Source organism: Pseudomonas alloputida (assembly GCF_021283545.2).
Lineage (GTDB): Bacteria > Pseudomonadota > Gammaproteobacteria > Pseudomonadales > Pseudomonadaceae > Aquipseudomonas > Aquipseudomonas alloputida.
Map to the genome: position 1 here is coordinate 1,288,910 of NZ_CP128540.1, position 23,106 is coordinate 1,312,015.

General features: G+C 62.9%; 21 protein-coding genes. 11 read left to right on the forward strand and 10 right to left on the reverse strand.

Translation table 11 applies throughout. The annotated features are described in order from the left end of the window. Positions 1-47 precede the first annotated feature (47 nt). The 5 genes from LU682_RS05835 to LU682_RS05855 form a co-directional block, all read right to left on the reverse strand. Entirely contained in the window at positions 48-1,163 is a 1,116-nt protein-coding gene (locus tag LU682_RS05835) for a succinylglutamate desuccinylase/aspartoacylase family protein (protein WP_010952267.1), read from the reverse strand. A 113-nt stretch (positions 1,164-1,276) separates the two neighbouring features. After that, positions 1,277-2,935, reverse strand: a complete 1,659-nt coding sequence (locus LU682_RS05840; RefSeq protein WP_010952268.1) for an ATP-dependent DNA ligase — start codon at positions 2,933-2,935, stop codon at positions 1,277-1,279. Continuing rightward, positions 2,932-3,948: a ligase-associated DNA damage response exonuclease gene (locus tag LU682_RS05845; protein ID WP_010952269.1), complete on the reverse strand. Its 1,017-nt coding sequence runs from the start codon at positions 3,946-3,948 to the stop codon at positions 2,932-2,934. The genes LU682_RS05840 and LU682_RS05845 overlap by 4 nt, the downstream gene beginning before the upstream one ends. Positions 3,949-4,074: 126 nt before the next feature. Further along, entirely contained in the window at positions 4,075-6,516 is a 2,442-nt protein-coding gene (locus LU682_RS05850) for a penicillin acylase family protein (protein ID WP_010952271.1), read from the reverse strand. 103 nt (positions 6,517-6,619) lie between these two features. Then, positions 6,620-7,960, reverse strand: a complete 1,341-nt coding sequence (locus tag LU682_RS05855; RefSeq protein WP_010952272.1) for an aminotransferase-like domain-containing protein — start codon at positions 7,958-7,960, stop codon at positions 6,620-6,622. 172 nt (positions 7,961-8,132) lie between these two features. On the opposite strand from LU682_RS05855, the gene LU682_RS05860 reads away from it, so the two are divergent. The 4 genes from LU682_RS05860 to LU682_RS05875 are packed head-to-tail and all read left to right on the forward strand — an operon-like array spanning position 8,133 to position 11,738. After that, positions 8,133-8,846: a serine O-acetyltransferase gene (locus LU682_RS05860; RefSeq protein ID WP_172835037.1), complete on the forward strand. Its 714-nt coding sequence runs from the start codon at positions 8,133-8,135 to the stop codon at positions 8,844-8,846. Next, positions 8,843-9,631: an alanyl-tRNA editing protein gene (locus LU682_RS05865; RefSeq protein ID WP_010952274.1), complete on the forward strand. Its 789-nt coding sequence runs from the start codon at positions 8,843-8,845 to the stop codon at positions 9,629-9,631. Before LU682_RS05860 ends, LU682_RS05865 begins: the two co-directional genes overlap by 4 nt. Next, positions 9,628-10,839: an MFS transporter gene (locus tag LU682_RS05870; protein ID WP_010952275.1), complete on the forward strand. Its 1,212-nt coding sequence runs from the start codon at positions 9,628-9,630 to the stop codon at positions 10,837-10,839. The genes LU682_RS05865 and LU682_RS05870 overlap by 4 nt, the downstream gene beginning before the upstream one ends. Further along, the gene (locus LU682_RS05875; RefSeq protein WP_010952276.1) at positions 10,836-11,738 is read left to right on the forward strand and encodes a pyridoxal-phosphate dependent enzyme; all 903 of its coding nucleotides are present in this window, start codon (positions 10,836-10,838) and stop codon (positions 11,736-11,738) included. The genes LU682_RS05870 and LU682_RS05875 overlap by 4 nt, the downstream gene beginning before the upstream one ends. A gap of 167 nt (positions 11,739-11,905) precedes the next feature. On the opposite strand, the gene LU682_RS05880 is transcribed toward LU682_RS05875, so the two are convergent. From LU682_RS05880 to LU682_RS05895, 4 genes are read right to left on the reverse strand one after another with little or no spacing between them, the layout of a single operon-like run. Continuing rightward, positions 11,906-12,103 carry an SEC-C metal-binding domain-containing protein gene (locus tag LU682_RS05880; RefSeq protein WP_060489328.1) on the reverse strand — a complete coding sequence of 66 codons (198 nt, stop codon included), beginning with the start codon at positions 12,101-12,103 and terminating at the stop codon, positions 11,906-11,908. A 7-nt stretch (positions 12,104-12,110) separates the two neighbouring features. Further along, the gene (locus LU682_RS05885) at positions 12,111-12,584 is read right to left on the reverse strand and encodes an LEA/WHy family protein (RefSeq protein WP_020191309.1); all 474 of its coding nucleotides are present in this window, start codon (positions 12,582-12,584) and stop codon (positions 12,111-12,113) included. A 2-nt stretch (positions 12,585-12,586) separates the two neighbouring features. Further along, positions 12,587-13,063 (reverse strand): YchJ family protein, encoded by a 477-nt coding sequence (locus LU682_RS05890; RefSeq protein ID WP_029615445.1) that lies wholly within the window; start codon positions 13,061-13,063, stop codon positions 12,587-12,589. Between the two features lie 2 nt (positions 13,064-13,065). Next, positions 13,066-13,560 (reverse strand): DUF6231 family protein, encoded by a 495-nt coding sequence (locus LU682_RS05895; protein ID WP_010952283.1) that lies wholly within the window; start codon positions 13,558-13,560, stop codon positions 13,066-13,068. A gap of 159 nt (positions 13,561-13,719) precedes the next feature. On the opposite strand from LU682_RS05895, the gene LU682_RS05900 reads away from it, so the two are divergent. The 3 genes from LU682_RS05900 to LU682_RS05910 all read left to right on the forward strand — a co-directional run bounded on the left by LU682_RS05900 (position 13,720) and on the right by LU682_RS05910 (position 15,595). Continuing rightward, entirely contained in the window at positions 13,720-14,412 is a 693-nt protein-coding gene (locus LU682_RS05900) for a PA1041 family peptidoglycan-binding anchor lipoprotein (protein ID WP_010952284.1), read from the forward strand. Between the two features lie 89 nt (positions 14,413-14,501). Continuing rightward, the gene (locus LU682_RS05905) at positions 14,502-15,221 is read left to right on the forward strand and encodes a PA1041 family peptidoglycan-binding anchor lipoprotein (protein ID WP_049588526.1); all 720 of its coding nucleotides are present in this window, start codon (positions 14,502-14,504) and stop codon (positions 15,219-15,221) included. Between the two features lie 98 nt (positions 15,222-15,319). Then, positions 15,320-15,595, forward strand: coding sequence for a DUF1145 domain-containing protein (locus LU682_RS05910; RefSeq protein WP_003254892.1), 276 nt, complete (start codon positions 15,320-15,322; stop codon positions 15,593-15,595). A gap of 116 nt (positions 15,596-15,711) precedes the next feature. Here the strand turns inward: LU682_RS05910 and LU682_RS05915 are convergent, their stop codons facing one another. Beyond that, positions 15,712-16,176: a CopD family protein gene (locus LU682_RS05915; RefSeq protein WP_010952286.1), complete on the reverse strand. Its 465-nt coding sequence runs from the start codon at positions 16,174-16,176 to the stop codon at positions 15,712-15,714. Between the two features lie 98 nt (positions 16,177-16,274). On the opposite strand from LU682_RS05915, the gene dinG reads away from it, so the two are divergent. The 4 genes from dinG (at position 16,275) to LU682_RS05935 (ending at position 23,089) form a co-directional block, all read left to right on the forward strand. Then, positions 16,275-18,419 carry an ATP-dependent DNA helicase DinG gene (dinG, locus tag LU682_RS05920; RefSeq protein ID WP_003254889.1) on the forward strand — a complete coding sequence of 715 codons (2,145 nt, stop codon included), beginning with the start codon at positions 16,275-16,277 and terminating at the stop codon, positions 18,417-18,419. A gap of 79 nt (positions 18,420-18,498) precedes the next feature. Continuing rightward, positions 18,499-20,733, forward strand: a complete 2,235-nt coding sequence (locus LU682_RS05925) for a beta-galactosidase (protein WP_060489330.1) — start codon at positions 18,499-18,501, stop codon at positions 20,731-20,733. Positions 20,734-20,866: 133 nt separating this feature from the next. Beyond that, positions 20,867-22,012: an EstA family serine hydrolase gene (locus tag LU682_RS05930; protein WP_010952288.1), complete on the forward strand. Its 1,146-nt coding sequence runs from the start codon at positions 20,867-20,869 to the stop codon at positions 22,010-22,012. A gap of 99 nt (positions 22,013-22,111) precedes the next feature. Further along, positions 22,112-23,089: an OmpA family protein gene (locus tag LU682_RS05935; RefSeq protein WP_049588531.1), complete on the forward strand. Its 978-nt coding sequence runs from the start codon at positions 22,112-22,114 to the stop codon at positions 23,087-23,089. Positions 23,090-23,106: the final 17 nt, after the last annotated feature.

The window sequence follows — 23,106 nt, forward strand, 5'->3', positions numbered from 1 at the left end:
GGCTGTGCTTCTACAGACCACTTGCCGGCTGCAATGGTTTTACCGGATCAATTGGCCAACAGGTAGCCGCTGCGGCATACCTGTTCGCCGGCCACATGGGCGATGACCATGCCAGCGGTGGCCATGCGCCGGACGCTACGCGCATACAGCAGCCCCGGCTGGCTGTTGCGCAGGGGGGTGACTCGGTCACTGAGTGGGTCGATGACTTCGGCGATCAGTTGGCCGGCCTCCAGGTGCTGGCCCGGTTTGGCGTGGTAAACCAGCAACCCGCCCAGTGGCGTTGCCACAGGTTCCACCGCAGCCAACGGGGTGGCGTGGCGTAACAGCGCGGGCAGGGGGGCGCTGGTGCCTTCGATGACACCTGCGTGGGTCAGGAAGTCGAGGATCGCCTGGCAGTCCTTGCTGGCCAGATCATGGCTGACATCCGCCTGGCCACGCAGCTCCACGGTGACCGAGCAGCAGCCCAGCGGGATCGGGAAGCGTTTGCCGAAACGTTGCTGCAATTGCCACCAGACCAGGCTGAAACATTCATCGAACGACTGCCCGCCCGAGTCGGTTGCCAGCAGGCTGGCCTGGACGCCCAGGTAACGGGCCAAGGGTTCGATCTGGGGCCAGGCATCGGGTGTGGTGTACAGGTGCTCGACTGCTTCGAAGTCGCAGTGCAGGTCCAGCACCATATCGGCATCGCAGGCCAGGCGCTGCAGTATCAGGCGCTGGGCTTGCAGGGGTGTGCGGACCGGGTGTGCGTCCAGGCCGCGGCGCAGGTATTCGCGGATCAGTGCAAGGTTGTGCGTCGGGTCCTGGGTAAGGTGTTCTTCGATCTGGTCGCCGATGCTGTCCGACAGGTCGACGAAGTTGCGATTGAAGTTCTCGCCGCTTTGCAGTTCAAAACGCCCCAATGGTGCATCCAGCAGCACTTGCTCCAAACCCACCGGGTTGGCCACCGGCACCAGTATGATCTCGCGCTGCAGTCGGCCTTGCTGTTCCAGCTCGGCCAGGCGGCGCTTGAGGTGCCAGGCTACCAGCATGCCCGGCAGCTCGTCGGCGTGCAGTGAGGCCTGGATATAGACTTTGCCTCCACTGCGGGGGCCGAAGTGGAAGCTGTGCAGTTGGCGGGTGATCCCCGGTACGGGGGAGAGCAGGTCGTGGGTTGAATGGTGCATGTTGGTCCTGGCTGCGTGGCGAAAACGGTCTGCGACACGGGTCGGCTCAAAAATAGAAGCATAGTTTCAGCGAATGCGCCTCATCCTGCAGCAGTCAGGCACCGCATACTTTTTCAGGCCAGTAGCGCCTGCAGGGTGGCCAGGTCATCTGCTTCTTCCACCGGCTTGTCCAGCCGCCAGCGCAGCATGCGCGGAAAGCGCACGGCAATACCGCTTTTGTGGCGCCGGGACAGGGCGATGCCTTCGAAGCCCAGCTCGAACACCAACGTTGGAGTGACACTGCGCACCGGGCCGAACGTTTCCACCGTGGTCTTGCGGATGATGGCGTCGACCTTGCGCATTTCTTCGTCGCTGAGCCCTGAATAGGCCTTGGCAAAGGGCACCAACGCCCGACCAGGGGTACCTGCCGGTGCATCCCATACGGCAAAGGTGTAGTCGCTGTACAGACTGGCCCTGCGGCCGTGGCCGCGTTGGGCATAGATCAGCACCGCATCGACGCTGAAAGGGTCGATCTTCCACTTCCACCAGATGCCCATGTCCTTGGTGCGCCCCACACCGTACAGGGCCTCGCGTTGCTTCAGCATCAGCCCTTCCACGCCCAGGCTGCGTGACTGTTCGCGCTGGCGGGCAAGGTCGGCCCAGTCCGGGCCTTGCAGCAGAGGCGACAACAGCACGGGGGCAAGTGGATGTTCATCCACCAGGTGTTCCAGCTGGCTTCGGCGTTCGTGCTGCGGTCGGCTGCGCCAGTCCTCGCCCTGCCACTCCAGCAGGTCGTAGGCCTGCAGCACCACCGGCGCATCGTTCAGCAGTTTTTTGCCCAGCGTTTTGCGACCGATGCGCTGTTGCAGCAAGGCGAAAGGCTGCACGGCCAGTTCCGTCTCGGTTTCACCGGGTTTCCAGACCAGGATCTCGCCATCGAGCACCACGCCATCGGGCAACGTCTGTGCCAGGCCATGCAGTTCGGGGAAGCGCTCGGTAACCAGTTCTTCGCCGCGTGACCACACCCACAGCTGGCCATCGCGCTTCACCACTTGCGCCCGAATGCCATCCCACTTCCATTCGATTTGCCAATCGCTTGGTGGTCCGAGCAGGGTATCGAACTGATCGCTGGACACTTGCAGCGGATGGGCCAGGAAGAATGGGTAGGGCTGACCGCCACGCTGGTTGTGTTCATCGGCGGACTCTGGGGCGATCAGCCTCTGGTAACTGGCTGCAGTCGGGCGATGGCCTATATCGGTGTAGCCGACCAGGCGCTGGGCCACGCGTTTGGCGTCCAGCCCGGCCAGTTGCGCCAGGGCGCGGGTGACCAACAGCTTTGACACGCCCACGCGAAAGCTGCCAGTGATCAGCTTCAGGCATAGCATCAGGCTGGCACGGTCCAACCGGGCCCAGAGCGGCGGCAGGCGCTGGCGGACTTGCTCAGGCGTCAGCCCGCGCAGGGGTAGCAAGTGCTGTTCCACCCAGGTGGCCAGGCCTTCCTCGTTGCCATCGGCGTGCAGCGGCAGCAGCAGCGAAATGGTCTCGGCCAGGTCGCCCACGGCCTGATAGCTTTCTTCGAAAAGCCAGTCCGGCAGGCCAGCCAGCGTCGTCGCCAGTTCGCGTAGAAGGCGGGTGGGCACCAGCTGGCGTGGGCGCCCGCCGGCCAGGAAATACACCGCCCAGGCAGCATCTTCGGCGGGCGCCATGTCGAAGTAGTCGCGCAGTGCCTCGAGCTTGGCATTGCTGGAGGTGGTCGCGTCCAGGCGCAGGAACAGCGTAGCGAAGGCTTTCATGGCGAGGGGGCGGTGTTGGGCACATCGTCTTCGTCGCCATACTCGGTGACGAAGGCGCGGGCATCCAGGCCTTGTTCGGTGAGGTAGCGCACCAGTACCTCGACCGAGCCGTGAGTGACCATCACCCGTTGGGCACCGGTCTGGCCAATGGCCCAGAGCAGGCCAGGCCAGTCGGCGTGGTCGGACAGCACAAAGCCCCGGTCCACGCCGCGCCGCCGGCGGGCGCCGCGTAGCAGCATCCAGCCGCTGGCGAAGGCATCACTGTAATCGCCAAAACGGCGCATCCAGCTACTGCCACCGGCTGACGGGGGCGCCAGGACCAGTGCCTGGCGCAGCAGTGGATCGTTGCGCGGAATATCGCCTGCGTAGCGGGTTTCCGGCAGGCGGATGCCGGCATCCCGGTACACCCGGTTGAGCGGCTCCATGGCGCCATGCACGAGGATCGGGCCGATGCTGGCATCCAGCCCATGCAGAATCCGCTGGGCCTTTCCGAAGGCATAGCAGAACAGCACGCTGGCCTTGCCCTGTTCACTGTTGGCCCGCCACCAGGCATTGATGCTGGCGAAGATCTCGCTCTGGCTTGGCCAGCGGTAGATCGGCAGGCCGAAGGTCGACTCGGTGATGAAGGTGTGGCACGCCACCGGTTCGAAGGGCGTACAGGTGCCATCGGGTTCTACCTTGTAGTCACCGGATGCAACCCAGACTTCACCTCGATACTCCAGGCGCACCTGTGCCGAACCCAGCACGTGCCCGGCCGGGTGCAGGCTCAACGTCACGCCGTGGTGCAGCAGGCGCTCACCGTAGGGCAGGGTCTGCAGATTGATGTCCTGGCCCAGGCGGCTGCGCAGAATGCCGGCACCGGGGCTGGCGGTCAGATAATGGCCATTGCCGGTGCGTGCGTGGTCGCCGTGGCCATGGGTAATGACAGCCCGCTCCACGGGCCGCCAGGGGTCGATGTAGAAATCTCCGGGCGGGCAGTACAGGCCTTCGGGGCGGGCGATGACGAGGTCCATGGCACGGGCACTGGTTCTGGGGTTACCCGTTAAGAGGCATGGTGCTGGACGTTAGTTCGGATGGATTTGGGAGGGAGCTGCTGAAAAACTTCATCAAGCCCCCTCATGCGCCCCTGAAGAATGCCGTTACCGCCCCGGCACCAATGTAAGCCGCTGGTTGCCATACGCCCTGCCGAAGTTCTGCTGTTGCAGTGGCAGGCTCATGAAGCGCCCTTTGAACCAGGCATCCAACCCATCGCGGTAATGCGCGCTGGCCGGGTTGCCGGACTGGCCGCTGCTGGTCAGTATCTGCAACGGTTCGGCCTGGCCGAAGTCGACGATCATCCGTGCCGAGGCTGGCAGATGCGTGTCGAAGTCGCTGCCCCAGGCGAATGGTGTGAGGGCCAGGGTAGTGAAGTCGCCGCCTGCGGCAAGCGGCGAACGGCTGATCGCATCACCCAGGCCATGGTAGGCCGGTGCCGGCCAGCGGTACTGGTGCAGCTTGCCCCACTGCCAGGTGCGTCGGTCGGCCCCCAGCTGTGCGATACCGGCCTCCATTGCGCCCGCCAGGCTGCGGGCGAGGATGGCGGGCTTGTCTTCTTTTTGTGGCGTGTTGCGGTCATCCCAGAAGGGGCTGTCATCGCGGCCCAGCAGATGATCGGCCTGCGCCGAGAATGACAAACGTGCATTGCCGACGAATGCCTGCCAGGCCGGGCCAGACTCCGGGCCCAGGTCATCGAGGAAAGTCTGTCGAGCGACCTCCTGCAGGAACAACTCGTAAAGCGCGGCATCGGCCGACACCGGGCTCAGGCGGCCATCGAAGGCCTTGAGCCGGGCCAGCGTGTCGCGGGCCTTGTCGCGCTGCCCGGCGGGGAGGGCGTCGATTGCCTGCTTCAGTGGCTGGGCCATGCCGGGTGCGTCGAACATCTGCTTGAGCTTGTTGGCCAGCAAGGTCACCTGGTCGTTCTGCAGGGCCATCAGGCTGCGACTGTCGTGGCGACCGTTGCCGGCCAGCTGTGCCAGTCGTTCGGCACGCTCGGGGTAGTACCAGGTGCTGGACAGCTGCATGCCATAGCCGCGCGGCAGGCTGCGCTGGTTGGCATGGCCGATCCAGCCCGCGGGTGGGTCCTGGTCGTACGGGTGCAGCATCGGGTCGGCATAGCCGTCCCAGTCGTAACGCCCGTCCCAGCCCGGCGAGGGCAGCAGGCCCTGGCCTTCGCGGCGATTGGGGTAGCGGCCACTGACTTGCCAGCCGATGTGCTCAGGCTCGGCAAAAACGAAGTTGACGGCAGCAGCCGTCACTTCACGTGTGCTGTCGAAGGCCCGCTCCACGTTCTTGGCCCGCGTCAGGTCGAACAGGGCATCCAGGCTGCGATCACCTTTGAACTGGGGCAGGTTCAGCGCCAGGCCCAGGCTGGCGTTTTCTGGCTGGGCCAGCAGGGTGCCGTGGCGGGTGTCGTACATCACTTCGCGCACGGGGCGTTGGCCACGTACAAAGTAGGTTTCGCTGCGGGCGCGGGCCGGCAGCCATTTACCATCGGCCAGGTAGCTCAGCTGACTGCCTTGGCGGCGCAGCTGCTCGAGGAACAGGTCCTGATTGTCGGCCATGACCGCGCTGCTGCTCCAGGCCAGCTTGCCATTGTAGCCGGCCAGCACAATTGGCAGGCCCGGCAAGGACAGGCCGGCAACCTGGTACTTGCTGGTATTGATTTGTACCGGGCTCAAGGCCCAGGCGGCGCGGCTGTCGCTGGCCAGCAGGCTCTTGCCGCTGCGGCTGCGCTGCGGACCCAGGGCCAGGTTGGCCGACCCCGGGCTACCGAGCAGGTCGAGGTCGGCCAGCTTCTGGCTGGCAGCCGCCAGGGCTGGCAGCCCCGGCAACTGGCTGGCCAGGTTCAGGCCCTTGAGCTTGTCCACTTCCATTTCGGCCAACGGCTCGTCCGGGGCCCCGGGCAGCAACCAGGCCAGCTTGTCGCTACCGGCTTTCTGCGCCAGGGTCAGGGCGCTGAGTTCCTCTTGCAGGTTGACCGACTGACTGAACGCGTACAGGCAGAAGATCAGCGCCGAGTCTTCAGGCTTCCAGTATTCGGGGCGATAGCCACTACTGGCCAGGCCTGCTGGCAGCTTGTCGCGGTAGCGGAACAGGTAGGCGTTGACCCCGCGCGCGTACACTTCGAAGAAGCGCTTGAGCCGTGGCGATGCGTCGGCGTATTGCTGGGCGGCACTCTGCTTGAGGTTGGCGGCGCGCATGAGGCGGTCGATATCCAGCGCCTCGCTGCCGGCCAGTTCGGCCAGGCGGCCCTGGGCGAGCAGGCGCATGGCGACCATCTGTTCGATGCGGTCGCCGGCGTGCACATAGCCCAGGCTGAACAGCGCATCATGGAAGCTGCTGCTTTCGATCAGCGGCGCGCCCATGGCATTGCGCCGTACCGAAACATTCTGTGCCAAGCCTTTGAGCGGCTGCACGCCGCTGGTCGGTGGCACGCTGTCCTGATAGCCGCCCGTCTGGCAGCCGGCCAGCCCGAGCATGCCGAGCAGGGTGGCAGCGGTTGCGAACCGCAGGCGGAAGGGAGGAAAGGCGGGGGCGGCCATGGCAAGGGCTCCTGCAAGGCGAGGCTGGTTTGGAAAGGCGCTAAGGTAGTAAGCGCGCAGGCGCCGTGCAAGGTCCCAGGTCGGTTTATTTGATTGCGCCGGGTCAAACCTCGAAGTGCTCGGCCAAGGCGTCGGAAAAATGCGTGCAATTGATGCGCGTGTAGCGTTGGTAGTCACGGCTCACCGCGAATGCAGAGCCGGGCATCAGCAGGATCTTGTGTTGCTCCAGTTTACGCACGAAAGGTTGCAGGTCGGGCAGGTCCGGGTGGTATACCCAGAGGAACATACCCCCTTGCGGTGCAATGTCGAACTGCCAGCCGCGCTCGAGCAGCAAGCGTTGGGTTTGCACTTGCTGGCGGATCAGGCGCTGCTGCACGTCTTTCATGTGCCGGGCATACGTGCCATCCGACAATATGGTGTTGACGAAGCGTTCGCAAAACGCGGGGACAGCGACGCAGGTCAGCAGTTTAAGGCGTGTGAGCGGCTCGATCAGGTCTTGCGAGCAGGCAATGAACCCCACGCGCAGCGAGGCCGACAGGCATTTGGAGAAGCTGCCGATGTAGATAACCCGGTCAAGGTTGTCCAGCTCGGCAAAGGTCTGGCGCACAGCAGGGCTGAAGTCCCCATAAACGTCGTCCTCGACCACGAAGAACTCGTGCTCCACCGCCAGGCGCAGGACGCTGAAGGCGTTGTGCGGGCTGATGTTGCTGCCGGTCGGGTTGTGGAAGGTGCTGTTGCAGAAAAACGCCTTGACCTTGTGCCTGGCCAGGTGGCTTCTCATTTCTTCCACGTCCGGCCCGTCCTGGGTCCGCCGAATGCCGACGACGTGTCCGCCAGCCAGTTGGATCAGCTTGATCAGGTTGCCGTTGCCCGGCTCGTCGACGAACACGTGGTCGCCCGGTTTGATCAGCAACCGTGCAACCAGGTCCAGGCCTTGCGTGGCCCCCAGTGTGGTCAGCAACTGGTTGGGGCGGACTTCGACACGGGTTAGCCGTTTCATGTGCACGCACAGCTGTTTGCGCATGGGCAGGTATCCCTGGATGTCGCCGTACTCTGCCAGCGAGCTCTGCTCCAGCCGCGCCGTGCGACGAATCGCCTTGGCCAGCAGTTCGGTGTCGCGCCACGCTGGGGGCAGCCAGCCGCTGCCCAGCTTGGTGAAGTGCTGGCCGCCCTGCAGCAGCCGGAACAGCGGGTCGCCGGCCATGCATTCGGGTTCGTGAATCACGCTGGTTTGCCGGGCGCGGTTTGCCACGAAGTAGCCTCGCCCGGGTGATGCCGTCAACACACCTTCGCTGACCAGCTGGGCGTAGGCCGACACGACGTCGTGGTAACTGAAGTCCACTGCAGCGGTCAGCTTGCGGATGGAGGGCATGCGTTGCCCGGGCAACCACTCGCCTGCATCCAGGCGTTGTTTCAAAAGGTGATGAAGGCTGCAGGGGATCATGGCAGGTCCGAAACCGTTAGAAAAAAAAGCCTAACAGTTAACGGAAATGCTTGTCGACTGTTCGTTTGCAAATGGCCAGCACATGCCAATATCCCTGTGTCGGAACTTTCGGCTGCCAACAAAGGCGGCACTTTTAGCGTCTGTGCAGACCAGACAACTGGATATCAAGCCCATGCACCCAATGGACATGCAATCAGCCGTCATTGCCAGGCTTCCTGTCCCTGACGAACTGGAGTCATTCAAAGTTGTAAAGAATCTTGTGACCTCGGCTTTATTGGAGTGTTGTTCAATCGTCGAGTTCGAAGCACTGAAAGAAACACCGATCATAGAAACTGTGACTGAACAGGCACATGCCGATTTACAGGCATTTGCCATGAAAGATCCGGCTGCCGGCCGCGACCTGGTATTCATTGCAAAAACCTACACCTCTTATTCTGCGGTTTTGCATTATCGGCTTGCCCATTGGATTTACAACAATAGCGCCGCGACCTACGGCGCCGGCGGTCAATGCCTGGCCGCCATGATCTCCAGGCGCGGAAAAATGCTTTCGGGGGCGGAGATCCATTTCCGCAGCCGCATTGGTGCGCGCTTCATCATCGATCACGGCATGGGCACCGTCATTGGTGAAACGTCGACCATTGGTGACGATTGCTACGTGCTTGGCGGCGTAACCCTGGGCGCCCGCGGTATCAGTGACAACCCCTCGAGCCCCAGGCATCCGACGTTGGGTAACCGGGTGCAGATCGGCGCTTTCGCCAGTGTGCTGGGCGCAATTCATGTCGGTGACGGTGCGTTTATCGGGCCGGGCTGCATTGTTACCAAAGACGTCCCGGCCGCTGCCCGGGTACAGGTTAAAACATCATTGCAGGTGGTATTGGAATCATGAACGCTCTGAACTACGAAGTTTTAAGAAATACCGAGAAACTGTATTACAAAGACCAGTATTTGGCGGGCGCGAATACGCAAGTAGCGCGGGTGCACAGTGACGGCATCGAGTTGCTGAGTACGGTGGCCTATCCAGAAGGGGGCGGCCAGGAAGCGGACTTCGGCACCATTGAATTACCGGTGGGTACCGTGCGATTCGTCTGGGTTAAAAAACTCTACGGTAGCCCTATTCGCCTGGAAGGTTTCAAAGGTGGAAAACTGGGCGGCATCATTATTCACAGCCTGCACCCTGATGATTTGCACTTGCTGGATGAAGTCACCGTAGGCATGCCGGCCCGCGTCACTATCGATATCGAACGGCGCGAACGGCTGACGTTGTCTCACAGTGCCAGCCACTTCCTGTATGCCGCCGCCATCGGGCTGCGTGAAGAATTGAAGCAATGGACTATCGGCTGCCATATCAAGGAGGACACGGCACGTTTCGACTTCCTGGTCGAGGACGCGTTCACGGCTGAAGACGTACTTGAAATAGAACGACGGGCGAATGAACTGATCGGCTGCGATGCGCCCATCGAGCACTACGCGGTTCAAGGCCTGGAAGACGCGCGTTTGTGGACCTACAACGGCATCGAAATCCCGTGCGGTGGCACGCACCTCGATTCACCTAGGCGCATCGGGCGCCTTGGCGTCAAGCGCAAACGCCTGGGTAAAGGCAAGGAACGGCTGATCTGCGTGTTCCCCGAGGCCGAAATCGACCTGTCCACTTATCACGAGCACGCATTATGAACAGCACGTTACCGCGGCGCACGTACCTGTACTTCACGGCACAGTCGATCAACCTGACGACTGCCGTGATGTCGGTGACGATGGCGGCCATTGTCGGGGCTGCGCTGGCGCCTGATGCCGCATGGTCCACGGTGCCGTACGGGTTCCAGTTTCTGTGCCTGATGCTGGCAACTTATCCGGTCTCCAGGCTGATGAGCCGTATCGGCCGTAAAAAGGCGTTCATGCTGGGCGCGATTCCCCTGGCGCTGTCTGGCGTCAGCGGCTTTCTGGCGGTGGAGCACCAGCATTTTCCAACGCTGGTCCTCAGCCACTCTGCATTGGGTGTGTACATCGCGTTCGCCAACTTCAACCGGTTCGCGGCAACCGACAATCTTTCCCAGGCCTTGAAGCCCAAGGCGCTTTCGCTGGTCGTGGCGGGCGGGGTCATCGCGGCTGTCGTCGGGCCGACGCTTACCGAGTGGCTGCGTGACGTGGGTGGCTACCCACTGTTTTCGCTGTGTTATGCCGCGTTTGTCGGCCTGGCGTTGCTTTCATTGTTGATTGCGCTGTGCCTGCCCAACGATGCCGGTATGGCCAGAGCGGTCAACAGCGCAGCAAAGCCGGCCAGTGTCCGTGCCGAGCCGGCAGGCCCGAGCGTGGTTGTGGCAATGGCTGTCGCTGCCCTGGGCTACGGGATCATGAACCTGCTGATGATCCAGGCCTCGATGCACATGAAACACATGCACGAGGACTTCACTGACGTCCGTCTGGCGATCCAGTGGCATGTGATTGCCATGTTTGCCCCGTCGTTCTTCACCGGCGCCATCATCCAGCGGCTGGGTATCAAGACCACCATTTGCGCGGGCCTGGCCCTGTTGATCGGTTGCTCGGCGATGAATATCTGGTCGCACAGCTACGCCATGATGACCCTGGCACTGATTGCCCTCGGGCTGGGCTGGAACCTCACTTACGTAGGCGGAGGTGCCTTGCTGGCCCAGTCGCTGCAGAACAGCCCGGCAGCGATGCAGATGCAGGGCAAGAACGACTTGGCCATTGCCATTTTTGCCACCCTCGGCGCATTCAGCCCTTCGCTGTTGCTCAGCTCGGTCGGCTGGGACGGTACCAACGCCATCTGCATGGTCCTCTGCCTGGGGCTGCTGGTTGCCACTGCCGGCCTGCTGCAGAACAAGGTCGGCCTGCAAACTTCAATGGAAGGTAGCCGCAAATGAGCGAGCTCATAAGTGTCAGCGATCGTATCTACACCAAGCTGGAAATGAACAACCCGGGCGGTAGCCACAAATATCGGGCGGCGCGGCGGATCGTCGAACATGCCGTGCGCAAGGGTGAGATCATTCCCGGGGTGACGACCGTCATCGAAAAAACCGGTGGCAGCTTCGGCTTTGGCTTGCTGGCGGCCTGCCACAAGTACCAGGTCGCCGTAGAGCTGGCGGTGGGGCTGAGCTTCAGCCAGACCAAGCGGGATCTGCTGGAGTGTTTCGGTGCCCGACTGATCGGCAAGGAAATGCTGATGGCCGGTGCCACACCCAAGGACGTGGTGATGCATCACCTGGATAACCAGGCCGCGCTGGGCAAGTCATACTTCTACACCGACCAGTTCAACAACCCGGTGGGCATCGAAGCCCATCGTTATCAGACCGCCAGTGAACTGGCCGTGCAACTGACCAACGCCGGGGCAGGGCGGCAGATCCTGTTCGTGGGCTGTGCGGGTACTGGCGCCAGTTTCACGGGTATCACCCTGGGGCTGAAGGACCATGGCTTCGACGTGTCGACGGTACTGGTCGATCCCAATGGCTGCGATTCGAGGGCTGGCGTGTTCGCCGACCATCGTTTTGAAGGCATGGCCGTGGGCGTTTGCCCGCCGTTCATGGACTGGTCGCTGGTGGACGAGCGGGCCCAGGTGCAACATGCAGAAATGCTGGCCGCACAGCGCTGGTTCTACATGCAGAGTGGCATTTTCGTCGGTAATACAGCCGCTGCCTGCCTGGCAGTTGCCCAGCGCATGGCCCAGCACCCGCGGTATGTCGAGACCACCCTGGTGACCATCGCCTATGATGCCGGCCTCTGGTACCAGGACCTGTTGGGGGCAAACCGGCGAAAGGCCGCGTAGCCACCTGTGTCAGGCTCATGATCCAGAGGCTGGCACGGAAACTGTGGGAGCGGGCAAGCCCGCGAAGCAGGCGACGCGGTGGATGGCACGGGCTTCGCCCGTGTTCGCGGGCGCGCCCGCTCCCACAGTGTTCGAGCCATCTCTCAGATTTTTATCGCGTCAGTCGATCAGGCGCCGTGGCACTTCTTGTACTTCTTCTCGCTACCGCACGGGCACGGGTCGTTACGGCCAACGTCCTTCAGGGCGTTGCGTACCGGCTCCTGGTGGCCGTGGTTGCAGTGCGGGCCGTGTACATGGCCGTGGTCGTGGTGGTGATCATGGCCATGGTTGCAGTCAGGGCCATGAACGTGGGGTTGTTGGGACATTGCAGGGTCACTCCGGTATGTAATCGTCGGGGATTATCTCACCACTGCGCGAGATGTGCAGGTCCCGATGGATGAGCAACCCGGTCGCCAGTTCGCCCTGCAGGGAGTAACGCAGCGGCTGCTTGCTTCTGAGCAGCTTGGCCAGTGGCTTCAGGTGCTGCCACAGGTTGGTTCGTGCGGTGATCTTGAAAGTGCGCCGTGCATGCCCGCCCACGCTGCGCCATACGCTGGCTTCATCCTGCACCAGTAGCAGGTCATTGAGGCGTATTGCATACGACACGTTGCGAATGAACAGGCGGCTGTCATTGGGGTTGTCGACCCGCAGGTGCAAGACGAACTCCTGTTCCAGCAACCTGGCCTTGACCGTTTCGACCTCGACCAGATGCACTTCGGGCTCGCGCCAGTCCTCGCCCCAACTGGCACAGCCCGTCAGCCATGCCAGCAGCGCACCGAGCAGTAGCAGACGGGTGCGCTTGATCATGTTCAGCTCCCTACGTAGCTGGCGCAGCATTTCTTGAATTTGTGCCCGCTGGCGCAGGGGCAGGGGTCGTTGCGCCCGGCCTTCAGCCCGACCGTTGGGTCGATGAAGTACCAGCGACCGGCATGCTGGACGAAGGCCGAGCGTTCGCGGTGCTGATGATCGCCGTCTTGGTCGTGCCAGCGCGCGGTGAAGGTGACGAAGCTGTGCTCGGGTTGGCCGCCCAGCACTTCTGCGCTTTCCACCTCCAGGCCCAGCCAGGTGCTCTGTGCACTCCAGTCGGCCATGGCAGCACGGTCCAGGCCGGCTTGCTGGGCTGGTAGGGTGGTGGCTACCAGGTAGTCGACCAGGCCCAGCACGTAGGCACTGTAGCGTGAGCGCATCAGGGCCTGGGCATCCGGTGCCGGGGTACCGGCATGGTAATGCCCGCAGCAGGCGTCAAGCAGGTTGCCACTGCCACAAGGGCAGACCGAGACACTCATCATCACCACCAGTACTTGCCGAAGTTTTCAGGGTTGGCCCAGAACCTGGCATTGAGCCAGTCCGGGACCTGCTTATAGTCATGTAGATCATAGGTGAACAGGCTCAAAACCTGTTGGTCACGGCAGAATTTCTCGCTGGCCGACATGGCCAGGGCGAAAAAGTCGGTGTCCTGCCAGCCGCAGGCAGCCAGGTCGGCCAGCACTGCAACCCGGCTGGCATTGAGGTTGCGAATACCGCCGAGCAGCTCCAGGCCGGTGCGCTTGGGCAAGTGTTCCAGGCAGTCCACCAGTACCGCCAGGTCAAAGCGCTTGGCGGCCAGTTCGGCCGGCAGCGGGCCAGGGGCGGCGGTGTTGATGGTGACCTGGGGGTGTGCCTGGGCGAAGGCGTCCAGCGCCGGAAAGCGCGTACCTACCAGCAGCAGCCGTTGTGGAGTGAAGCGCTCGAGCAGGGCTGCCAGGGCCTGTTGCGGGGTGCGTTTGGAGAAACCTTCGGTCATTGCCATTCCTCGTTCAAGTCATCCAAGACTAGCGGGCTGCGGCGTGCGGGCAAAGAGGCATGTGACCGTGTCGTAGCTTATTGCTGGCAGGGTTGGAATGCGCGGTCTTTACTCCCAGAGATCGGCCTTATGCCGATTCCCCCTAGGAGAAGCAATGAAATGAGCATAGTACGCACAGCGTTACCCCTGGTACTGCTCACCAGTGTGTTGACTGGTTGTGCAGGTTTGCAAAAAACCGACTGGCCGAAATGTGCCGCCGTCGGGGGTGTAGGCGGCGCCGCCCTGGGCGCCATCGAAAGCTCCAGCTGGGCTGGCTGGGGTGCGTTGCTGGGCGGTGGCCTGGCGGCGGGCTATTGCTGGGCCCATGGCGATGGCGACGAGGATGGTGACGGCGTGCCAGACAGCCGTGACAAGTGCCCTGGCACCCCGCGTGGTGTGCAGGTCGATGCCAACGGATGCCCGCCTGAGCCGGTTGCGGTGGTCGAAGAAGTGGTGGTGCAGAAGGAAGAAGTCATTGTCATCCGCGATGTGCACTTCGAGTTCGATTCTGCGCGCCTGACGGCCAGTGACAAAGAGCGCCTCAATACCATTGCCACGCGCCTGAAGCAGGAAGCGCCCTCTGCCCGCCTTAGCGTCAGCGGCCATACCGACAGCGTCGGTTCCGACAGCTACAACCAGAAACTGTCCGAGCGCCGTGCCCATTCGGTGACCGATTACCTGGTCGAGAGCGGTGTACCGCGCAGCAGCTTCGTTTCGGTGGTCGGCGCGGGTGAAACCCAGCCGGTGGCAGACAACGCCACGGCCGAAGGGCGTGCCATGAACCGTCGTACCGAGATCAAGATCCAGCGGTAAGACGGCAGGCGCCCGTGCCTCGAGCAGTGGCACGGGCGCGTCTTCATGCCGGCCAGCCGTTTGTGGCCAATGACACAGGAGCATTCAGCATGAGTGTGACGTCGAAGGCGGCTTTGCCGCTGTTGGTGGCTGCCAGCCTGCTCACGGGCTGCGCTACGCACAGCGATGGCAGCGCGCCCCTCAATCAAAGGACCTGGCCCATCTGCAGCCTGCTGGGCGGCTTGGTCGGTGGTGGCCTTGGTGCCATCGAGAGTTCTTCCTGGGCCGCCGGTGGTGGCGCCTTGGGCGCCATTGCCGGCGGGCTGATTTGTTACGCCCAGGACGGTGACGAAGATGGTGACGGCATTTTCGACCGGCGCGATCACTGCCCCGAGACCCCGGCCAACACGGCGGTTGACCACATGGGCTGCCCACTGAAACAGTACCCGGCCGCGCCACCTGCCAGTGCACCCGAACCCTCGCCAGAGGTGATCACCCTCGATGACAACGGCGCGGTGATGTTCGCCTTCGACTCCGCCGAACTGACGCCGGCGGCCCAGCAACGCCTGCAAGGCCTCGTGGAGAAGCTCAATTCACCGACGGTGGCCAAGGTTCGTGTGATCGGGCACACCGACAGTGTGGGCTCCGACAGCTACAACCAGGCACTTTCCGAACGCCGCGCCAGCAGCGTTGCCGAGTACCTGATCGGCCAGGGTCTGGAGATGGGCAAGGTCACCAGCCAGGGCCGTGGGGAAAGCGAACCGGTTACCGACAACGAAACCGAGGAGGGCCGCGCGCGCAACCGACGGGTGGAGCTGCACCTCAACTGAGTGTTGCTGGCGCCTGCCTGGGCATTGCCGTTAATGTTGTTCGCACGGTTTGCTCGATCAGGCCACCTCGACATGGCAACCATCTATAGGGGCGTGGTATGAAGTTCATCCTGGGCCTGGGCAAGGTCCTGACGGTCGCTTTCTGGGGGGTGGTGCTGTTCAATCAGCTGATGCCACAACCCTTGCCCTTCAATCTGCTGATCAATGCCGCAGGCATCGTCTTGTTTGGCCTGCACCTGCTTGAAGTGCTGTTCTTCAATCGCAGCCTGCGCGGGCGCAGTCACCGTTGGTTTGACCGTTTGCAAATCCTGTTGACGGGAATCTTCCATGTCATGTCCATTCCTCGTCCGCGGGAGGCGCCGCGGGTGAACTGATCTTGCAGCGTCTCTCGCTGCGATCCCTTGCAGGAGCGGGCTTGCCCGCGAACACTGGCAACGCCGGTGCCATCCATCGTGGCTCCTGCTTCACTGCTGTTTGCACGCAACGCCTGTCAGATCACCAGTCGCGAACTGGCCACCGCAACGACGGCCAGCCCCAGCAGCAGATTGACCCCCACCATCCGCCGAATGCGCCCCAGTACCGCCGCACCCGTCGGCCAGTCCTCGGCCTGCACCGCTGCCTTCAATTCCGGCAGCAGCAACGCCTGAATGCGCATGAACAAGGCAAACATGGCGATCCCGCCACCGATCATCACGTGCACGTATCTGGGCGCCGTCTCGAAACCGCTGAAGCGCATGTGCAACATGCCGATACCACTTATCGCCAAAATCGCCACCGCCAGCCAGACCCAGCCGAAGAAGCGTCGGAAAACTTCCACCCACAAGCGCAGGCGGGCAGGCCCTTCAAGGGCTGCAACCGTTGCCGGGCGCAGCACCAGCCAGGCGAAGAACATGCCGCCGACCCATACGAGTGCGGCCAGAACATGCAGGGTGTAGGGCAGGGCAAAGGCGAGCATTCGGATCTCCATGCGGCAGAAAGGGCAATAGCGGGGTATGATAGCCGCCCCATGTGAAACACTGAAAATATATCCAGCCCTTCGGGCGCCTGCAGACCATGATCAGCAACGAACTCAAAGCCACTATCCAGGGCGCCTATTCGCGTTTTCTCGAAGCCAAGAGCCTCAAGCCGCGCTATGGCCAGCGCCTGATGATCGCCGAAGTGGCCAAGGTGCTTGGCGACATTGCCTGCGACGATGAAGGCCGCCGCGCTGGCGAGCCTGCCGTGGTGGCCGTGGAAGCGGGCACCGGTACCGGCAAGACGGTAGCCTACAGCCTGGCTGCCATCCCGGCGGCCAAGGCCGCCGGCAAACGCCTGGTGATCGCCACGGCCACCGTGGCCCTGCAGGAACAGATCGTCTTCAAGGACCTGCCCGACCTGATGCGCAGCAGCGGCCTCAACTTCAGCTTCGCCCTGGCCAAGGGCCGTGGCCGCTATCTGTGCCTGTCCAAGCTCGACATCCTGTTGCAGGAAGGCCACGCCCAGTCAGCCACGGCCCAGTTGTTCGAGGAAGAAGGCTTCCGCATCGAAGTCGACGAGCGCAGCCAGAAGCTGTTCAACAGCATGATCGAGAAGCTTGCCGGCAACCGCTGGGACGGTGACCGTGACAGCTGGCCAGAGGCCCTGGAAGACCAGGACTGGGCACGGCTGACCACCGACCACAGCCAGTGCACCGGCCGCCACTGCCCCAACTTCCAGCAGTGCGTGTTCTACAAGGCCCGCGAAGGCATGGGCAAGGTCGATGTGATCGTCACCAACCACGACATGGTTCTGGCCGACCTGGCCCTGGGTGGCGGTGCGGTGTTACCTGACCCGCGCGATACCATGTACGTGTTCGACGAAGGCCATCATCTGCCAGACAAGGCGATCGGCCATTTCGCCCATTATTCGCGGCTGCGTTCCACCGCCGACTGGCTGGAGCAGACCGCCAAGAACCTGACCAAATTGCTGGCCCAGCATCCGCTGCCTGGCGACCTGGGCAAGTACATCGAGCAGGTGCCGGAGCTGGCACGAGAAGTACGCACCCAGCAGCAGTTCATGTTCACCCTTTGTGAACAGGTGGCTGACTTCCGTCCCAGCGAGGACACCGAAGGCCGTGAGCGCCCGCGTTACCGTTTCGAGGGTGGGGTGGTGCCGGAGCAGATTCGTGAAGTGGGCATCGAACTGAAAAAGGGCTTTGCCCGCCTCAACGATTTGTTCACCCGCCTGGCTGACCTGCTCAAGGAAGGCATGGACGGCGAGGTCAATATCGGCATCGCCAGCCATCAGGCCGAAGAGTGGTATCCGCTGTTCGGCAGCCTGGTCACCCGTGCCCAGGGCAACTGGGAGCTGTGGACGGCCTTCACCGCCGAAGACCCGGAAGACAGCCCGCCCATGGCGCGCTGGCTGACCTTGGCCGAAAGTGGCGCGCTGTTCGACATCGAAGTCAACGCCAGCCCCATCCTCGCCGCCGATATGCTGCGGCGCAGCCTGTGGAGCGTGGCCCACGGCGCGCTGGTGACCTCGGCGACATTGACCGCGCTGGGCAAGTTCGACCGTTTTCGCATGCGTTCGGGGTTGCCGCGCGACGCAGTCACCTGCGTGGTGCCCAGCCCGTTCGTGCATGGCGATGCCGGCCTGTTGCGGGTCCCCGACCTGCAGGCCGACCCACGCGATGCAGCAGCGCACACCGCGGCGATCATCCGCGAACTGCCGAACATCGTCGAAGATGCCCGTGGCGCGCTGGTGTTGTTCTCGTCACGCAAGCAGATGCAGGATGTGTTTGACGGTCTGGACCGTGACTGGCGCAAGCTGGTGCTCATCCAGGGCAACCTTTCAAAGCAGGAAACCCTGAACAAGCACAAGGCGCGGGTCGACGATGGCCAGCACAGCGTGCTGTTCGGCCTGGCCAGCTTTGCCGAGGGTGTCGACCTGCCGGGCGCGTATTGCGAGCACGTGGTCATCGCCAAGATTCCCTTTGCTGTGCCCGACGACCCGGTCGAAGCTGCGCTGGCCGAGTGGATCGAGGCACGTGGCGGCAACCCGTTCATGGAAATTGCCGTGCCTGACGCCTCGTTGAAGCTGATCCAGGCCTGCGGCCGCCTTCTGCGTACCGAGCAGGATCGCGGCGTTATCACCTTGCTTGACCGGCGCTTGGTCACGCAGCGCTACGGCAAGGCTATTCTCAATGCGCTGCCGCCGTTCCGGCGGGAAATTTCCTGATCGCCGGAGCACTTGCGCCGGCGCATTGTCCATTACTCGTCTTGGGCCCATCAGGGTCCTGAAGGAGAGCCTCAGCCTTATGATCCGCCGCACCCTGCCCGCCGTATTCGCCTTGTTGTGCAGTTCGCCCTTGCTGGCCGGGCAGCAAACGCTGTTCAGCTTCGTGCGCCCGGCTTCGGTGGTCAATGTGGCGACGGTGGATGCCAGCATGCCGCAGTACAACGCGGAACAAACGGCCGAGGGCGAGGTGTTGCGGCGTGTGGTGTTCAACCCGGCCCAGCAGCCGACCCTGCGCCTGAGCCCGCAGAGCGGGGTGTGGGACTGGTCCGCCGGGCAGTTCCTGACCTTGCGCCTGCAAAGTGCCATGGATTGGGCATTGACCGTGTATGTCACAGTGCAAGGCAGCGATGGCCGCGTCTTGACCAGCCGTATCGACCTGCCCGCTGGCCCCGCGCAAACCGTGATGGTGCCCCTGACGGCCAGTTCGCCGCTGGACCAGGGCATGCGCGCCGGCCCGCCGATGCCCTGGAACCATGGTGGTCAGCGCCTCCTTTTGACCAGCAGCGCCGGAGCAGTCGACCTCAAGCAGGTGACCTCGGTCAGCCTGAGCATCCCCAGCCCCAAGGTGGCGCAGAGCCTGCTGATCGAGCGTGTCGGTATCCAGGATGACGACCAGGCGTACAGGGCGGCCTACCACGAGCTGATTGATGCTTATGGCCAGTCGACTCGCGGTAACTGGCCCGAGAAGGTATCCAGTGACGAGCAGCTCAAGGCGGCCGATACCCGTGAACAGCAACAGCTCAAGGGCTGGTTGGCAGAGCGCGGCAAGCAGAAACTGGACGCCTACGGTGGTCTGGTGGGTGGGCCGGCCTTTGCAGCCAAGGGTTTCTTTCGCACTGAAAAGCGTGATGGCCGCTGGTACCTGGTAACGCCGGATGGGCACCCGTTCTATTCCCTGGGGGTGAACGCCGTGGCGGCAGACGGCGGGCGTACCTATGTCGCCGGGCGCGAAGGCATGTTCAAGGCCTTGCCCGCTGAGGGCGATGCACTGGCCGCTTTCTATGGCGAAAGCAACAACGACGATGGCAATGCCTCGTCGCAAGGGCGCAATTTCAAGCAGGGGCGCTGGTTCGACTTCTACGCCGCCAACCTGCAGCGTACCTATGGCAAACCCTGCCGGCCCGCAGTGGAGGGCCAGCCAGCCGATTGCGCGCCGCCGGTGCTGGATGCCGACCGCTGGCAGGCGCATGCGCTTGATCGCCTTCAGGCCTGGGGGTTCAACACCGTTGGCAACTGGAGCGAGCCGGCGCTTGGCCAAGCCAGACGCATGCCGTATACCTTGCCGCTGTCGATCGTAGGCGACTACGCCAGCATCAGCACTGGCATGGACTGGTGGGGCCGCATGCCCGACCCGTTCGACCCGCGTTTTGCCATGGCCACCGAGCGTGCCGTGGCCATCGCCGCTCGTGATCACCGTGACGACCCTTGGCTCATCGGCTACTTCGCCGATAACGAACTGGCCTGGGCCGCCCCTGGAAGCGACCCCAAGAGCCGTTATGGCCTGGCCTACGGCACCTTGCGCCTGACCACCGACGTGCCAGCCAAACGCGCATTCCTCAAGCAGTTGCGCGACAAGTATCGCAACCAGGAAGGGTTGTCCAAGGCCTGGGGCATCGAACTGACCGCCTGGGAACTCATGGAAGATCCTGGCTTCGAGGCGCCGTTGCCTGACCCGGAGCACCCGGAAATCGAACGTGACTACCAGCACTTCCAGCGGGTATTTGCCGAGACCTACTTCAAGACCATTTCCGATTCGTTGAAATGGCATGCGCCCAATCACATGCTCCTGGGTGGCCGCTATGCGGTCAGTACACCGGAGGCGGTCAAGGCCTGTGCCGAGTTCTGCGATGTACTGAGCTTCAACTTCTATACCCTCAAGCCGCAGGACGGCTACGACTTTGCCCGCCTGGCAGAGCTGGACAAGCCGGTGCTGGTGTCCGAGTTCCAGTTCGGCTCGCGTGATCGCGGGCCGTTCTGGCCGGGGCCATTGGAGCTGGCGCGGGAAGAGGATCGCGGCCCGGCCTACGCAAACTTCCTCAAGGCCGCCATGGCGCAGCCGATGATCGTTGGCGCGCACTGGTTCCAGTACCTCGACCAACCGGCCAGCGGTCGCCTGCTCGATGGTGAGAACGGCCACCTCGGGCTGGTGGCGATTACCGATATGCCCTATCCAGGGTTTGTCGATGCCGTGCGCAAAAGCAATCTGCAAACCATGAACCAACTGCGTGCCGAGCTGGAAAAACCGGCCCCCTGAGATCAGGCGGATGCAGTCAACCCAGGTGAGAGCGGCCTTGTGTCGCGACCACTTGGCCCAAGCCTGTTTGCAAAACACCCAACTACTGAAACAATGCACACCTTTTTGGATATGGTCGTACGGAGAGCAGCGGGTGCAGATCCAGGGTCACTATGAGCTGAAGTTCGAAGCTGTGCGCGAAGCTTTTGCCGCACTGTTCGATGATCCCCAGGAGCGTGGCGCCGCGCTGTGCATCCAGGTGGGTGGCGAAACCGTCGTTGACCTGTGGGCCGGCAGTGCCGACAAGGACGGCCAGCAGGCCTGGCACAGCGATACCATCGCCAACCTGTTCTCCTGCACCAAGACCTTCGCGGCCGTTACCGCCCTGCAGTTGGTCGGCGAGGGCAAGCTGGCCCTCGATGCCCCGGTGGCCAACTACTGGCCCGAGTTCGCCCAGGCGGGTAAGCAGTCGATCACCTTGCGTCAGCTGCTCAGCCACCGTGCCGGCTTGCCGGCCATTCGTGAGCTGCTGCCGGCTGAAGCCTTGTATGACTGGCAGATCATGGTCGATGCCCTGGCAGCCGAGACTCCGTGGTGGACGCCAGGCACAGAACACGGCTACGCCGCCATCACCTTTGGCTGGCTGATCGGCGAGCTGATTCGCCGTGCCGACGGCCGTGGCCCTGGCGACTCGATCGTGGCCCGCACCGCCCGCCCATTGGGCCTGGATTTCCATGTTGGCCTGGCCGACGAGGAGTTCCACCGCGTGGCGCATATCGCCCGTGGCAAGGGCAATGCTGGAGACAGTGCAGCGCAACGCTTGCTGCAGGTGACCATGCGCGAGCCTGAGGCGCTGTCGACCCGTGCCTTTACCAACCCGCCCGCGATACTGACCAGCACCAACAAACCGGAATGGCGACGCATGCAGCAGCCAGCGGCCAATGGCCATGGCAACGCACGCAGCCTGGCGGGGTTCTATGCCGGGCTGCTGGACGGCAGCCTGCTTGAATCCGAACTGCTCGATGAGCTGACCCGCGAGCATAGCCTTGGCCAGGACCGTACCTTGCTCACCCAGACCCGTTTCGGCCTGGGCTGCATGCTCGACCAGCCCGATGTGGCCAATGCCACCTTTGGTCTCGGCGCCCGCGCCTTTGGCCACCCTGGTGCCGGTGGTTCGGTCGGTTTTGCCGACCCGGAGTACGATGTGGCCTTCGGTTTTGTGGTCAATACCCTCGGCCCTTATGTGCTGATGGACCCACGCGCCCAGAAACTGGTACGCGTCCTTGCCAGTTGCCTTTGATCGGGTAATGCGGGTATTGCCACACCCCTTTGACTATTCTCAATGCCAACGCCTGAAGTTCGTAGGCAAAATATCTTTCTATTTCATGGTGTATCGCTGATGTCTTCACATAAAACCTTAGCACTCGCCCTGTGCCTGACCGCCGTTACCGGCTGCGCCAGTCACTCCCCGGACGGCTCCAAGGAAGGTGGCTCCAGCTGGTGGCCTTTCGGTTCGGACAAGGTTGCCGAGCAGGAAGTGAAGTCAGCCGTCACTGAAAACGTGGCCAAAGCCGATGCCAAATCGGAAAGCTCCAGCCGCTGGTGGTGGCCGTTTGGCGGTGACGACAAGCAAGCCAAGGGGCCGGTGGTACCGAAGATCGATCAGAAGGCCACGCAGGCCTGGCTGGACGAATACGAGCCCAAGCTGCGCGAAGCGATCAAGGACAGCAAGCTGGAGCTGGAGCGTCGTGACAACGTGCTGGCGGTAACCCTGCCGGTGGACAGCTCGTACAATCCTGATCGCCCGAACATGTTGCTGCCCATGTCCCTGGGCCCGATTACCCGCGTTGCCAAGACTGTCGAAGGCGACCCCAAGACTGCCGTGCTGGTACTGGGCCATGCCGACAGCAGCGGCGCCGCCGTTGCCAACCAGAAGCTCAGCCTGGAGCGCGCCGCTTCGGTATCGGCCATCTTCCGCCTCAGCGGCCTGCAGCGTGACCGCCTGACCCTCAAGGGCATGGGTTCGGTGATGCCGCGCGCTGCCAACGACAGCGCCGAGGGCCGCGCCCTGAACCGCCGCGTGGAAATGTTGCTGACCCCGCAAAACACCATGGTCGCGCTGCTGGCCAAATACCAGCAGGCCGCCCCGGCACCCGCCCCGGCCTCGATGGTGGCGGTGCAGGATGCCAAGGCACCAGCTGCCAAGGCCGCTGGTGGCAAACCTGCCGTCAAGGCTGCGGCGAAGAAACCTGTAGCCAAGGCCAAAACGCCTGCGAAGACTGCAGCCAAGAAAAAAGCTGCGCCGGCCAAGCCTGCCGCCAAGAAAGCTGCCGTTGACAAGAAAGTAGCTGCCAACAGCCCTGCGAAGACCAACTGATCGTCAAGGAACCGCAG